The 13903-nt window shown below is 57.8% G+C and carries 9 protein-coding genes and 3 pseudogenes; 6 read left to right on the forward strand and 6 right to left on the reverse strand.

Going from position 1 to position 13903, the window contains the following annotated elements; all coding sequences use genetic code 11:
* Positions 1-22: 22 nt before the first annotated feature.
* From X738_RS76235 to X738_RS76245, 3 genes are read left to right on the forward strand one after another with little or no spacing between them, the layout of a single operon-like run.
* Entirely contained in the window at positions 23-1207 is a 1185-nt protein-coding gene (locus X738_RS76235; protein WP_198032926.1) for a caspase family protein, read from the forward strand.
* On the forward strand, positions 1204-2427 hold the full coding sequence (locus X738_RS76240; protein ID WP_023803253.1) for a hypothetical protein: 1224 nt from the start codon (positions 1204-1206) through the stop codon (positions 2425-2427). Before X738_RS76235 ends, X738_RS76240 begins: the two co-directional genes overlap by 4 nt.
* A gap of 10 nt (positions 2428-2437) precedes the next feature.
* Positions 2438-3481, forward strand: coding sequence for a ComEC/Rec2 family competence protein (locus X738_RS76245; RefSeq protein ID WP_023803254.1), 1044 nt, complete (start codon positions 2438-2440; stop codon positions 3479-3481).
* A 566-nt stretch (positions 3482-4047) separates the two neighbouring features.
* On the opposite strand, the gene X738_RS76250 is transcribed toward X738_RS76245, so the two are convergent.
* From X738_RS76250 to X738_RS83700, 3 genes are all read right to left on the reverse strand, one after another.
* Positions 4048-5250 (reverse strand): PAN domain-containing protein, encoded by a 1203-nt coding sequence (locus tag X738_RS76250; RefSeq protein ID WP_023803255.1) that lies wholly within the window; start codon positions 5248-5250, stop codon positions 4048-4050.
* Positions 5234-6808 carry a hypothetical protein gene (locus tag X738_RS76255; protein WP_023803256.1) on the reverse strand — a complete coding sequence of 525 codons (1575 nt, stop codon included), beginning with the start codon at positions 6806-6808 and terminating at the stop codon, positions 5234-5236. The genes X738_RS76250 and X738_RS76255 overlap by 17 nt, the downstream gene beginning before the upstream one ends.
* A gap of 275 nt (positions 6809-7083) precedes the next feature.
* The gene (locus X738_RS83700) at positions 7084-7782 is read right to left on the reverse strand and encodes a thermonuclease family protein (protein WP_245277837.1); all 699 of its coding nucleotides are present in this window, start codon (positions 7780-7782) and stop codon (positions 7084-7086) included.
* Between the two features lie 1317 nt (positions 7783-9099).
* On the opposite strand from X738_RS83700, the pseudogene X738_RS83705 reads away from it, so the two are divergent.
* Positions 9100-9377: pseudogene (locus X738_RS83705) on the forward strand (integrase core domain-containing protein); the annotation flags it as partial.
* A gap of 19 nt (positions 9378-9396) precedes the next feature.
* On the opposite strand, the pseudogene X738_RS87800 reads toward X738_RS83705, so the two are convergent.
* The 3 genes and pseudogenes from X738_RS87800 to X738_RS87805 form a co-directional block, all read right to left on the reverse strand.
* A pseudogene (locus X738_RS87800) lies at positions 9397-9504 on the reverse strand (GDP-L-fucose synthase); the annotation flags it as partial.
* On the reverse strand, positions 9504-10574 hold the full coding sequence (gene gmd, locus X738_RS76270) for a GDP-mannose 4,6-dehydratase (protein ID WP_023803260.1): 1071 nt from the start codon (positions 10572-10574) through the stop codon (positions 9504-9506). The gene gmd and the pseudogene X738_RS87800, both read right to left, overlap by 1 nt.
* Before the next feature lie 139 nt (positions 10575-10713).
* Positions 10714-11032, reverse strand: a pseudogene (locus tag X738_RS87805) (nodulation factor ABC transporter ATP-binding protein NodI); the annotation flags it as partial.
* 813 nt (positions 11033-11845) lie between these two features.
* Between X738_RS87805 and X738_RS85450 the strand changes: the two are divergent.
* Together X738_RS85450 and X738_RS76275 are read left to right on the forward strand one after the other, a co-directional pair.
* The gene (locus X738_RS85450) at positions 11846-12142 is read left to right on the forward strand and encodes a hypothetical protein (RefSeq protein WP_156942733.1); all 297 of its coding nucleotides are present in this window, start codon (positions 11846-11848) and stop codon (positions 12140-12142) included.
* Positions 12143-12675: 533 nt separating this feature from the next.
* Positions 12676-13665, forward strand: a complete 990-nt coding sequence (locus X738_RS76275) for a nodulation protein NodZ (protein WP_023803262.1) — start codon at positions 12676-12678, stop codon at positions 13663-13665.
* The last annotated feature ends 238 nt before the right edge of the window (positions 13666-13903 follow it).

A 13903-nucleotide genomic window follows, 5' to 3' on the forward strand; every position in this document is an offset into this window, starting at 1 on the left:
CTGCCCAAGTATGGTCTCGACCATGACCGATGCTGCACTCGTATTCGAGGGTCCCGCGCCAGACGGTCCCGGAACTCACGTCCTGCTGATCGGCGTCTCCGCTTACGATCATCTGATGGGAGGCACCGACGAGAAACCGGACCTCGCCAATGACATGGGGCAGCTGGCGTCGCCTGCCAAGTCGGCGCGCGCCCTCGCCGAATGGTTTCTGACGGAGTTCGAGAACGCCGACACTCCCCTTCAAAGCCTCTCGCTTTTGATCTCGGATCCTTCGCCTACGCCGTTCAGCTTTCCCGGGAACCTGAGCAAGCCGAAGGTACCTCCGACCGCGACGATCGGGAGCGTCACCGCTGCGATCGACGGCTGGCTCGGCCGTTCTGCGAAGTCTCCTGACAATATGGTGGTATTCTTCTTCGCAGGGCATGGTGTATCTTCATCGGACCCCCTGCTTTTCCTCCAGGATTTCGGGGCCCGGTCATTCGATAAATACGCGACTTCCGTAAACCTTGAAGACTTCCTCGGTGGAATGCGAACGATGGTCCCCGGAAAGCAGCTGTTCCTTATCGACGCCTGCCGGACAACGGAGAAGACATCCGTCGAACTCGCCGGCGAGCACCGGGGTGTAGGGCTGGTTTCCGCCGTTGACCCCACCGGAACCGGGCGAAAGCTGGCTCTCCAAAGCGTCCATCATGCTTCCACCGAATTCGCCGTGGCTTATGGGACGACGGATGGGGTTAGTCTGTTCACCGAAGCGTTGCTTCGCGCCCTGCGCGGCGGAGGTGCACAACCTCATCTGCAATGGCATGTTGGCACGAGTGGCCTGGAACAGGCGTTGGGAGCATATGTGTCAAGGGCCGCGCAAAAGCACTCCGTGATACAGGTCCCGGAGAGATCGCGTGGCCAGTTCTTCAAGATTTCCAAACCCGCGAAAGTGGACGTACCGCTCCATATCTCTCTCGATCGCGCCGAAGCCTGGGGACACCTGGACAACATGAAGGCGCGCTGTGCGACGGGCATCTCGGCGAGCTTGACCCACGATCCCGCGAATCCGATCGAGGAATGGTCGTGTGTCGTGCCTCTGCGCGAGCACATGGTCGCAGCCGCCTTCAAGCAGGGTGCTGCCTACAATCACGCAGCCGAAGTGGTGATGGTCGCTCCGCCGGAGACGGTCTACACCCTGACGATACAAGCTGGGGCCGTGCCATGAAGGGCACGTTGAAACTCTACTTCGCCCGTGGTGAAGGCATCCGGGATTTGCCGTCGGGTATCGCTGTCCGGATCGAGAGAGCGGTCTCCGAAAGCGATGGCGAAGCGAACGCTTGGTCGGTCCTCGTCCCTACGTCTCCTCACGGCCTCTCCGTTGAAGTCGATGCGGGAACCTACAGGCTACAGGCCTGGCTCCCATCCGGACAAATCCTGCAATACAGGGCAAACGTGGAAGAAGCCTCCGAAACTCCGGTGGAATTGAGGCCGCCAATGTCGCGCGCGACCGCCGACACCCGGTACCGCCTCGGAATGTACAGGGTAGATCTCAGCAAGGAGTACGACCCCTTCGAGTTGCAGCCCGCGTTCACTTCCGGATTCGACGACGAACCGATGGAGACGTTGGATATATGCACAGAAACCCCGTCCTTCGTGTCCTGGATCGACGTACATGACCGCATCGTCGAAGTTGACGGAGAAATTGGGCACGGCTTGGACGTGAGTTTCGATGCTGGCACCAATGCTTTGTCCATCAGTGCCGGCGACGGCGACTACTTCGGGTCGCAGTTCGAACGTTGGTGGGTTCGTGTGCGTCACGATCGCGGGGAGAGCCTCGGAGTTCTGCCGCTGGCCTGGTTGTCCGGCGCGACCCAATCTCCCGGGGCTTCGGTTGAAGTCAGGTTCGAGCGGGTAAGTAATCATCTCGGCGTCACCGTACGCGACTCTAGACTGGATGCGTTGCTCGAGTATCTCAAAGCGGGCAGGCTTTCGGCCGCAGCGGCATCGGTCGCAATGTTCTCGGATGACAACACGATCGTTCATGCCATCCGGGACAAGCGTTCCAATCCCCTGGCGGCATGCGCGGCCGCCTATGTGAGCCTGGCGACGGCGGACAGGAAGCACATCGAACGCTGGCGGAACTGGGCGCCCAACTTGATGAATTTCTTTCCGTGGATGCCCGACGGTGCGATCATCCGAGCCTGCACGCTGATGGATGGCCCGGTCTCCAGCGATACGCGGTCCGAAATCCTTCAACTTGCCAAGGAAGCCTTTAACCGCGGGCTGCCGTTCTTCACTGTCGGGTTCAGTCACCTGCGCGACATCTTCACGATCTTCTCGGCTGACGATGCCGAAGCAAAGCAGATGTTGGGCCGCGTCCGCTCGATGAGTTCTCGATGCGAGATCAGCGAGGCCTTCACGACACTTCAGTTCCCACGTCATTGAAAGTGATGTCATGTTCCGCGTCAGGATGCTGCCTGCCGATGACGGCGACTGTCTTCTTCTGGATTACGGGACGGAGGATCGACAGCATCATATCCTGATCGATGGTGGACGTGGGTCCACCTACGCCGTTTCGATCGTCCTGGCGCTGAAGGATATACGCGCGCGCGGTGAACGCATCGATCTCCTCGTCCTCAGTCACATCGACGCCGACCATATCGAAGGACTACTGCCCCTGATCGAGGATCCTGACCTGCCAGGATCCGTGGCGCAGGTCTGGTTCAACGGTTTCGACCAGCTATCGGATCTGGAGATCATGGGGCCCAGACAAGGAGACGCCTTCTCGGACGGTCTTCTTAAACGAGCATGGCCATGGAACGCCGACTTCAATGGCAAGGCGGTGGCAATCCGTGAAGCGAAACTGCCAGTTATTGACGTAGTAGGCGGGATGAAGATAACGCTCCTGACACCGACGATGAAAGCGCTATCCCGGCTACGCTCGGACTGGATCGAGTATCGTCAGTCCAAGACCCTGCCTGTCGATCCCGATCCAGTCCCAGCCGGGCTTGAGATCCTTGGCCCGAAGCTCGTGACCGTCCCTGGAAACGTCGCGGCGCTGGCGGACGCGCCGGATGTGGAGGACAGAACCGTCCCGAACGGATCGAGCATTGCATTCGTCGCCGAATTCGAGGGCCGACGAGTCCTGTTGGCTGCGGATGCCCTCCCGTCGGATCTCTTGGAAAGGTTGCGGAAGCTCGACACCGAGGAGCTTCACCTGGTGAAGCTCTCGCATCACCGAAGCAAGGCGAACACGACCATCCCGCTGGTAAGGGCCATGGCAGCTAAGCGCATCGCGATTTCGACCAGTGGCGCTCGAAACCGACACCCGAACCCGGAAGCGGTCGCGAGGCTGATTCAATACGGTCCTAAGGAACTGCATTTCTATTTCAACTATCGGACACCATATACTGAGGTCTGGGATTCACAGGCCATGCGCGATGCCTTTGGCCACGAATGCTTCTTCGGCGAAGGAGTCGAGATGAAGATCGACGTATGAGATCAAGAGGCGAGGCGACGCTCAGCCCTGACTCTTCAAGTTTTCAAACGCGTGATGCCCAGCGAGAGCGATGTCTCAGGCCCCGTTCCGACCGCACGAACCATCCGTAGACATTCCTGCGAAGGATTTTCTCGACATTCCGCATCTTAACCTTCAGATCGTGTGGGCGCCGCGGGCCTTAAGGTGCGGCTGGACGGCCTGGAAGATGACGATGCGGTTGGAAGTGCCGTCACTCAATCGCACTTCATTGACGGCTTTATCTCAAGATTGACCTGCAAACGCTGGAACGGCGTCGGCTGCCGAATGGCAGCTACCCGCTCAATGCTGCCCAAGAGCAGACAGTCCGGTCACGGCCCCATTTTTGACATTCAGTCAGACGGTCCCGCAATGCGCCGACGTCAATTCTTTCTCTGAGATGCCTCAGTCCACTTTGCATTCTGCTAGAGCGTCGTCGAAGAACATTCCTGCCGCTAAACCAAAGGTTATCGTGGAATTTTGCTAGCCACTTTCTTGGACAAGCGGCTTGGCTTCAATCGCTCCTTGAGGATAGGTGCTTTGCTTCAACTTTAGTTGGCGACGCTCTTGATGCCAGATGCGACCGCTGCGTTATCAGCGGATTGGGTTATGCTGTTGAAAAGGACACACGCACTTTCTTTTTTGCGGAAATTGAACCCTACGCAAGATTTGTCGTTTGCACATTGCAGTATGCAGTCGGGATATCGGAGCGGAGAGGTCCAATAAGCATTGCCAGAAATTTCCGTTTTTGTGGCGAACACCAAATTCGAGTAGCGCAAATTGCTCTCGACCACTTTTTTTGCGGCCATGATCGACTCTTCGCTTTTAACCAGTAGCGAAGCGTCCCCTTTCATGAAACAAGCTCGAAATTTTGTGTTATAAGTAACCGCTAGACACCTGAAGTCGGTATCGCAGGCGGTTTGACACTGCTCAGAACTCACGTTCCTAATTGGCATATCCGGCAGGTCGTTTCCGATCGCGTCCCACCCGGACACAACAACAAATCCACTATCTGGATCGACCTCTGTCGCAGGAGTTTCTGCGCGGACAGTTGCGGCCTGCTCTCGTGACGGGTCAGGAATGATGTCTGAAGACCCAAATGTGCGACCATCCAGCCACGCGCATCTTGTTGCAAGATCGACGGCGGATGAATCATTAAGACCGACCAACTGAAGCGTCTGAGCAGCAGCGCCAGGCCCGGCTGGTGGCGCTGTCGGGGCAAAACGAGCTGCCAATGATACATTTACGTCTACGCCGTTCACACTCCGCCGAGAGTAACACCACGCTCGGTCCCAGGTTTGGTCGTTCTCATCCTTGAAGTGGTGACCTGTGATCAACTCCCAAGTGGTGCCTTGGAATTCGACGTTCTTGGTGGCGAACTTGTTGAAGTCGACGGTCACCACGTCAGGCTTGGTAGGGACGTCAGCCTGGGGCGCCTGCTCCTGAGTTGGCTTTGGAGTTGGAATAGGAATAGGCGGCTCATCTTTTGGGGAGGTGAGATCGCTTGGCTGCTCTATGGTCGGCAAAGCCGCCGGCTCCGGCAAGGTTTTGTCCCATAGACCAAGATTGATGCCTAGCCCAATCCCGACCGCCGCCACTGCAATGGCTCCGCCAGTCGCCATTCGGCGAAAGGCGGTCGCTCGGGCTGTCTTCTCTTGGGCCGCGGCTTGAGCCTGCAAGGTTGGAATCGCTGACCTTTTGACGGCGAGATCGACGGCTTGCTCAAGCAGGGTCGTGTTATGCCGGACGAGCACTTTTGCGACCCTTCATTGATACCGTCACGAGGTCTGAGACCTCAGGCGGCAAATCCTGGTCGAGGGCCTTGCGAAGGACTTCGGGATCATCGGTGAAGAGCGGAACATAGAGGATCTCTTTGACCACCTTTTCCACAGGCACCTCAACCCGCTTCTCAACCTCTTTCTCGACCATAACTTCGACTGGTACCTTAATCGTTCGAATTCGGCGCCACCGCCAACTCAGAAGCATTCTGCGGAGCAGCCTGGAAGTCTTGCTCTCTGAATTGTCCTCTTCTCGGGCGGCAATGCGCTGGAGCGCTAGAGCGACCATTGCCGTAATTGGTCCTGCGAGCGCGGCGATGAGCGCGAGCGAGCCGAACCAAATCACAGAGATTATTCCGGCCTGTGCCTCAGTCACCAGTTCAGGTTTGCTGCCGTACCACCGTGAGGCAATACGGCGGACCTGATCTGTCCGCGCCATTGGGATCCGCTCCTTGGCAAAGGCGCTGAGGGCTTTGGCAATCTGGTCCTGTCTGACCTGGTTTTGCGCCGAGGTGTTTGCCTTGTTGGCTTCTGCCGCCTGGGCATCTGCGAGCCGTTTGCCCGCTTCATCTAATCGACGCTGCCAAGCCGCGGCATCACTATCGCGCGTTTGCTCCAGAGACGAACGCCTATCGACAAGCTTCTGCCTCTGGTCAGTAGTCATAGGAGGGCTGTTTGCCCGCAAACGATCGAAATTTTCGCGCAGCGCAGCAATCTCTTGATCAAGCGGCTCAATCTGAGTGCCGAACTTGGTAATAATTTTAGTGCGAGGGTTGGCAAGTTTAGCCACTTCCGATTCTAGCCTGCGTGCCGAGTCGCTGTCGCCTGAATCGCGCGCCATCTTGATACGTTCAACAAAGCTGTCGCGTTGGCGCTCGAACTGATCGACAGCGTCTTTAACTTCGCGATCACGCTGTTGAATTAGCGCCGATCGAACCGCGTTTTTCTCATCCACTTGATCGCGACCACGCGAGGCCTCTGGAGTAAGGGCTGTCGTTCCCTCCAATTCCGCATTGGCCTCGGCAATTTGCGACTGAAAGGTCGCACGCGATTTTTCCGCAAGAGAGGTCATCTGCTCAATTTCGGAACGGGCTTGATCGACCTGATCGGCTTTTCGACCAAGTTCGTCAGCAGAGGCGAGCTTTGTCGCTTCCTGCTCAAGGGCATCAATCTTGTTTACGAGCTCCTCATAACGCAGCTGACGCAATGCGCCTGCCCTCTCCATCCCCATAAAGACAGTTTCGAAAGTGATGCCTGCAAGAACCAGGAGGAAGACCAAGATTACGGGCTTCCAGAGCCAAGACGCGCTGAAAAGCAGTGTAGCTATCGGTATCTTGGTGAGCTCCGCGATTGCCACCATGAGAAAGGGTGCACTGGCGAGCGTCAAATCCATTGCAGTGACAGACTCGCTTGCAGAAAACGCTTGTACGCCTAATGCTACACCTGTCGTAAGACCAATCGCTGCGGCCGCAATCTCTAGGGCCCAGGCACCACGGTAGGTCCACTGGCCATAGCTTGCCAGCTTTTGACTCATCACAGTCTGCATTTTACTCGACCCCCCGACAGGGCAACATCACGCCTTGATCGCCTGTCAGCATACACTGAAAAATAACTATGCTAACGATTTTGAAAGTCTTAGTTAAGGCGTCTTCTCTCTATTGCCGCAACAACTTTTTCTGCCCTTCAGATATAGAATACCTCGTAAAAAAATGGGGTTAGCAGACCGCGCCGCCCATGCATGGTCTTCGTTGGATCGGTGTAAGCGGAAAGCCGAACAGGCCGTAGCGCGCTTACTCCGTTACATTTCAGCTAGCAGAGTGTTTCGCATGGGATCCCATCCTTGTCGCGATCGAGTTTTCCGCCCCATGAGCAGTTTTGCAGGTACCAGTTGGCTTCGTCGCAGGAACCGATCTGCTTGCACGTTCTCCGCGGCTCGCAAGAATAGCCGCTCTGCGCGACCAGCTTACGGCTGATGATGCCCAGCGGGCGACTCGACGGCGCCGTGCCGTCGGCGTGCGCAGCGCGCCATTCCCAGGGTGCCTGAAACGTCCCGGCCCACAGGCCGATCTTTGAGGCTTGGGCTTGCGCCTGCTGCCCCGCATAGGTGCCCTGGCTGTAGCGAGGCCAATCCAGCGCCTGGCCGTGCTCGACCATCCAGGCGGCTACGCCCGCGCCGTCAGCGCGCCGACAATCGCCGACAAAGCGGTGGTAGCGGTCCCACGTCACGAATGTGCATTCGAGCGGCCTCGACGCGGCCAGGAAAGTGTCCAGCGCTTCGGCCGATCGCCGGCCGCAAGGATACTCGGCGCCATTCGCATCGCGGCACAGCTGCCGGCTCTCTGGCGCGTCGATGCCGTTGAAACGGACGCGCTGGCCGTGGATTTCGATCGTATCGCCGTCAATGACGGAAGCGACACCGGTAAGCGAGGCGGGCGCCGCCCTTCGTGGGCTGGCCTTTGATGGATCGTCGCTACGTTGCGCGCCCGACGGCGCCAGGAAGGCGGCCACTGCCGCCGCTGCCGTAAGACCGAGCATTGCCGGCACGCTCGCTAGTTGGCGCCGCCACAGCTTGGCACCGGTGGGTCTCTGCCATCGATTGAATCGATATTTGCGGTATGGCCTGCTCATCCGCTACGCCGACCAGCCCGGCCATGCGCTGTCGACCATGGGCAGGCCGGCGCAATAGTAGTCGTCAACGAACCGCCCGGTGGACCGGTCCCGGCAGCGCCAGATAACGCTGTAGTTCTGGCCATAGAATTGGTCCCACGCGACGCCATAGGTTTGTGGTGGCGGTGGTCGGTAATATGTTCCGCCTCCATAGCCGTTGTTGGCAGCGACACCCACAGCTGCGCCTCCGACAGCCGCGACCGCTATGCCTGTCGCGACAGCATTGTCGGTTTGCACAAGCCTGGTGCACTTCTCTGCTGTTGCGCGCCTGCGCACTAGAAGGGCCGATACCCGACTACGATACTGTTCGTCCGTGCTGCTGGCGAGAACGTGACATAGCGCAACGGTATTCATTGCCGTGAGATCGCTGTCCGACACGACAGCGCTCGTAGAGCAGCCGCTGACGCACAGGGCTGCACTTGCGATGAGTGCTCCAATTTTCATGTGAATTCCCCCAAACAAATATTGGGGCGAGTCCGACCTAGAAGTCCAGAGTTTTGTTTTTCACATTGCTACGATTCACAGCATGCTGCGGCTAGCTGGCATCCACTGCAACCAACCCTTCCGCCGGTCGTTGACTGATGCTGGGTTGATCTCAGCCACTCCAGAACTTGCCCGCTGGCTCAAAACCGGCGGGCTTTTTTCCGCGACGTCGGAAGGCTCTATCTCGCCGCATGTTGTGGTACATCGGCACGCCGTCATCGGTCCGTGCCGTTGACCAAGGTGGTCCCTCCGCCATGGTCGGCCGGCGCAGCCTTGACCGTCCGCGCGGCCATCCCAATCAAGCCCGCTGGCTTCGGTCGGTGGCTTTTTATTTGATCCCCGGCGCCGTCGGCTTGGATCTAGATCCTCGCCAGTGCCGGATTTGAAGGTAAGCTGCGGCGGTATGATCGCACTTCGCGCGGGACGGACCATTGGTGTGCAGCAAGAGCGCCGAGTTCATTCGGCCAACATTCTGCACTAGGCCGAGGTAGGTGAAGGCAGATAGCTGTCCGGTAATCGCTGAGATATTGGAGATAATGTTCCGCCATGGAGGTGTGTACCAGTATTATAAGTTTCCAAACTTCATGTACGAACGCCGTGGACGAGCTGCTGTGTGCGCTTGCCCTAAATCGCTTCCGCGAGTTCACAGTCAGAGGTTGGCTAGGACCCTAACGCGAGAGCTTCAACGGCCCCCTTCGCGATGAACTCCTCAACGAGACGCGGTTCACGTCCCTGGCCCAGGCCCGCGCGAGGCTCAATGTATGGCGCGCCGGTTACAACGGCGCGCGTCCGCACTCGCACATCGGATGGCAGACACCCAACGAATTTGCATCGACCTTCAACCCGCGACGGTCGCTCGCGCTGCGCACGTGAAACGCTCCGCGCCAGCACCCGTCGCGTCCACCGCCCATCAGGGCAAATCCACCCCCGGAAACGAACTCACGACTGGATAAAATTTGGGGGAAACGTCAGGGCGGCCATAATTTTGCAGTCTTCAGACGCGAGCCGGCGTACAACAGCGCTGCCCACCATACGCTTGTGGCCCGCGACCCACACGGCTTTGCCCTTCATATCGTACATTATGCTTCCTTCATGACCACCGATGTCTGCATGACCTTGAGGTCTTCCCGCACCATTTCCGCGGCAAGCTCGTGCACGGATGTTTCATGCACCCAGCCGAGCTTCTCCTTCGCCTTGGTGGCGTCGCCCAGGAGAAGATCGACTTCCGTGGGGCGGAAGTAGCGTGGGTCTACCTGGACTAGGCATCTGCCGGTCTCGACATCATAGCCCTTTTCGTCGACTCCCTCACCACGCCATTCGAGCTCGACGCCGACATCTTCGAAAACCCATTCGACGAATTGGCGGACAGGGGTCGTCTTGCCCGTCGCCAGCACGTAATCATCCGGTTGATCCTGCTGCATCATCATCCACATACCACGCACGTACTCACGCGCATGGCCCCAATCGCGTTGAGCATCGAGATTGCCGAGATAAAGCTTGTCCTGCTTGCCGAGGTAGATAGCAGCGGCGGCGCGGGTGATCTTGCGCGTCACAAAAGTTTCACCGCGCAGTGGGCTTTCATGATTGAAGAGAATGCCGTTGGAAGCATGGATACCATAGGCCTCGCGATAGTTGACCACGATCCAGTAGGCGTAGAGCTTGGCGGCGGCGTAAGGGCTGCGCGGATAAAAGGGCGTTGTTTCGTTCTGCGGTACGGATTGCACGAGGCCGTAGAGCTCTGAAGTCGAGGCCTGATAGAAGCGGGTCTTGTCCTTCAGACCGAGGAGGCGGATCGCCTCAAGAAGTCGCAATGTTCCGATACCGTCGGCGTTTGCTGTGTATTCCGGCGTTTCGAACGACACCTGGACATGGCTCTGAGCGGCCAAGTTGTAAATCTCGTCTGGCTGGGATTCCTGAACTACTCGGATGAGATTAGTCGCATCAGTGAGGTCACCGTAATGCAAAATTAGGCGCGGATCGGGATCGTGCGGGTCTTGGTAGATGTCTTCGATGCGACCCGTGTTGAAGGAAGAGGAACGTCGCTTAATCCCATGAACGATGTAGCCTTTTTCCAGCAGAAGACGCGTGAGATAGGCACCATCCTGTCCCGTTATGCCCGTAACCAGAGCAACTTTCCTGTTCTCGCCCATTTTCTTCCTGCTCTATTGAAGTTGAAGTTTCGACTCCGGCTCGCCACACCGCCAGCAAACTGGTGCCCGCCCCATACCCTATGGTAGGATTTCGACAGATGCGGCGCGGAGCTCGTCATTGACAGTGTCAGCCAGCCGAGCGCACCTGCTCCTGCTTCGAGGCATAGCAAAACAGAGTCTCGCCGCTAACCTGCCTAAGTCGCACATGCGGCCTGAGTGCCGAACTCAGCTCACGGGGTGAGCGACATAGATTTCAATCACGTCGCACCCGATTTGCTCATCAATCAGCGAGTTAGGGCGCCCTTCTGGGATTCTACATCCGTTCTCAAGCTCGCACAGTCGGTTGCATAGCCGCTCCGCTTCTTCCAGAAGTGGGTGGCCAGTAGAATCGTATTGCCCTGCGCCAGCAGGGCACGTAGCCGTTCCCAGATAAAATGGCGGGCATGTGGGTCCAAGCCGACAACTCCACCTTACCGCTCTTTTGCGCTAACCAAGTAATCTTAATCATTGCCTGCTTCAGCGTCTTCTAATGGAAATTGTTTTGATCAGTGAAATCGATTGTTTGGATGAGGTGCATCCACAAAATGGATTGTTTGGGCAGCGCGGCCCCATCGGCGGCACAAAGTCGTGGGTGCGAGGTTTCGCTCCGCGCGAAGACAAAAGTTCGTGTCAGTCGGCGGCTGCACATCTGAGACGGCGGCGAAAAGCGCGGATAGGGCATTACGTATTGACCTCCATGGAATTTCGGGCGCGCTAGCCAGAAAACGGTGGCTGGGCTTCAACGATGGGCGGGACGAGGCGACCATCAAACTGTGTTTCATACTGTAGGCGATCGCAGTGCGGCGAATTTGAACGGCCGTGTTTGCCAGCCCTCGCCATCGCATCCGGCGAAGGTCGCAGCTTCGTTTACAGGTGCCGAAGATCTTCTCGATCCGACTACAATTCTGTGGATCGGTTGGTTCCAGGCGTCGAGCTTTCGGCCTCGTCGCGCCCCCACATAGCGGTTGCGACGATGCGCGGCCTTCCACCCTTGGCGCGCACCGCGTCGCCGAGATGACTCGGTAGGCGCTGTCGGGAAACACATCGCCGGGATTGTCGGGCAGAGCATCAGGAACGGCCTTGCCGTCCTCGGTGTGGGCGCGGTGACGGCGATCTCCTCGACAAGGGCCGTATCGGCGTAGGCATCGACATGGGCTTTGAAGCAATGAAACGCTGGTCGGCCCTTGTGCTTGACCCAATGGCCGTCTTCATCGTCTTCGCTGGCCGAGGCGATGATCGCCGCATCGACAAGCGTGCCGGTCTTCACCTGGATCGCTGAGCTGGCGGGGGATCTCGGCGAACAACAAGTCATGAACCTCAAGGGCCTTTCGAAAACGGACGAAAGCGGGTTCGCACAGGTGTCGGCTCCGACACCGAGAACCCGCAGAACCGTCGGAACGATCCTTCACATGGCTGCAGACGCCAAAATTCCTCTCTCGGCCGTCGTCGCACAGCATCGCGTGCCAGTCGCTCAGTCCAGCCGGATCGAAAGCTATCCGGCAGGAGTTGCGCCATGTTGGCGCACTTGAAAGCGTCAGAGGGCGCCGTGTCGCATCTTTCGATGGGACCGGACGCATGATGGCCATAAATGACGTGGATGGCCTGCGCCTGACATTCGACGGCTGGCGGGTCCTGCACATCCGTCCTTCAGGAAACGCCCCGCAAATGCCATTTTACGTTGAGGCAGTTAAGAATTGGTCTTGAAAAAGGGACTTTGTGGACTGCCTCGACCGGCTGTTTCGCTTAGCAAAGCGCGGCTCCACGTCAACAGAGGCCCATCGTCAAGGAACGCCGTAGTATCCAACACATGGATGGGCCACATCCACGCAATCAATTTTACACATGTCGCCGGGCGCATTAGAGAACGCTGAATTTAAACCGAAGCGAGTGTACCGGCGTCAAGATTTGCGAGCGTCACAGAGATAAGGATAGGCAGTGCTGAGGGAGCTCTTCTGCCCCACGGCGCAGCCTCTACCAAATCGCCCGGCGTAACGGTCGACTAGTATCGATTAAGAGATCCCAAGCCAGATGCAACCTCGTCTCTGAAACGAGATTTCCGAAAATGCAGGTTAGTGGATTGGGAAAGCGCCGGTTCGTCGTCTCTCAGAGGCGTACGGGCTTCGGTGATTGTCTGTGGTCGCTGGCGGCCGCATGGCGCTACGCTCAGCGGTCGGGACGAACGCTAGCCGTCGACTGGCGGGGGTCCTGCTATCTCGACCAACCCTTCACAAATGCCTTTCCGGTGTTCTTCCAACCGATCAATGACATCGCTGGCGTACCGGCTATTTGCGACGACCGGATCAACGACTTTTCCTTCCCGGGTCCATTCTTCCCGGAGTGGTGGAATAGGCCAGCGATCGACTGCCTTTACCGCCCAGATGAGCAGATTTTCCAAGAGCGCGACGAGTTGGGCGAGCTCTTTCAGGCCGAACACGATGTCGAAGCGAACACAGTAGTGTGTGACGCTTGTTTGATGTGGCGGTGCGATGAGGATGCCGAGCGGCAGGTGTTCCAGAGTGTCAAGCCTCGGTCTGAAATTCAAACACGCATAGATGCCATTTACCAAGAATGTTTTGAGGGGCACAGCATTATCGGGGTTCATGTTCGGCATGGTAACGGTGAAGACATCATGGACCATGCGCCCTACTGGGCCGATCCGGAGCTCGCCGTTCGACAAGTGTGCACTGCGATTGATAAGGCTAAAGCGTTACCGCACCCCAGACCTGTGCGGCTGTTCTTGTGCACGGACAGCGCGCAGATCCTGGATCATCTGTCGGCCAGGTTTCCCGATCTTCTCACCGTCCCCAAGCATTTCCGATCCGATCAAGATGGCCCCCTACACACTGCAGCACTTGGGATTGACGGCGGAATTTCCGCCCTCGTTGAGATGTATCTTCTCGGGCGCTGCGATACCGTAATTCGGTTTCCTCCGACGAGCGCCTTTACACGATATGCACGCCTTTTCGTACCACGGGTAATTGAGTTCGATCTGAAGGAGCCAAGTCGTTTGATTTTGATAGAAGACAGCCAAAGAATCTCTGGTCCCAGTTAAGACCCGCCACCTGCGCAATTCGGCGGATGCAACCAACAGGCATAGAGACATTGACCGCACTCCACGAGATGCGGGCCGTGGCATACGCTAATCTAGCGCCTGGCCGATCCTGTCGTTGCTGATGTCGGCGATCTGGCTCAGGCCATCGAGCAGGCTGAGTGCGTGCAGAACGGCGGCATATATGCCGATGCTGACACTTGTGTCGCCTGCTTCGACCGTCCTAAGCGACCGTCGGCAA

Source organism: Mesorhizobium sp. L48C026A00, from assembly GCF_000502375.1.
Taxonomy (GTDB): Bacteria; Pseudomonadota; Alphaproteobacteria; order Rhizobiales; family Rhizobiaceae; genus Mesorhizobium; species Mesorhizobium muleiense.

Bases quoted from the DNA above. Each gene is read 5' to 3' on its own strand.
- X738_RS76235 (WP_198032926.1), top strand. From the start codon at position 23: ATGACCGATGCTGCACTCGTATTCGAGGGTCCCGCGCCAGACGGTCCC.
- X738_RS76240 (WP_023803253.1), top strand. From the start codon at position 1,204: ATGAAGGGCACGTTGAAACTCTACTTCGCCCGTGGTGAAGGCATCCGG.
- X738_RS76245 (WP_023803254.1), top strand. From the start codon at position 2,438: ATGTTCCGCGTCAGGATGCTGCCTGCCGATGACGGCGACTGTCTTCTT.
- X738_RS76255 (WP_023803256.1), bottom strand. From the start codon at position 6,808: ATGAGTCAAAAGCTGGCAAGCTATGGCCAGTGGACCTACCGTGGTGCC.
- gmd (WP_023803260.1), bottom strand. From the start codon at position 10,574: ATGGGCGAGAACAGGAAAGTTGCTCTGGTTACGGGCATAACGGGACAG.
- X738_RS85450 (WP_156942733.1), top strand. From the start codon at position 11,846: ATGATCGCCGCATCGACAAGCGTGCCGGTCTTCACCTGGATCGCTGAG.
- X738_RS76275 (WP_023803262.1), top strand. From the start codon at position 12,676: ATGCAGGTTAGTGGATTGGGAAAGCGCCGGTTCGTCGTCTCTCAGAGG.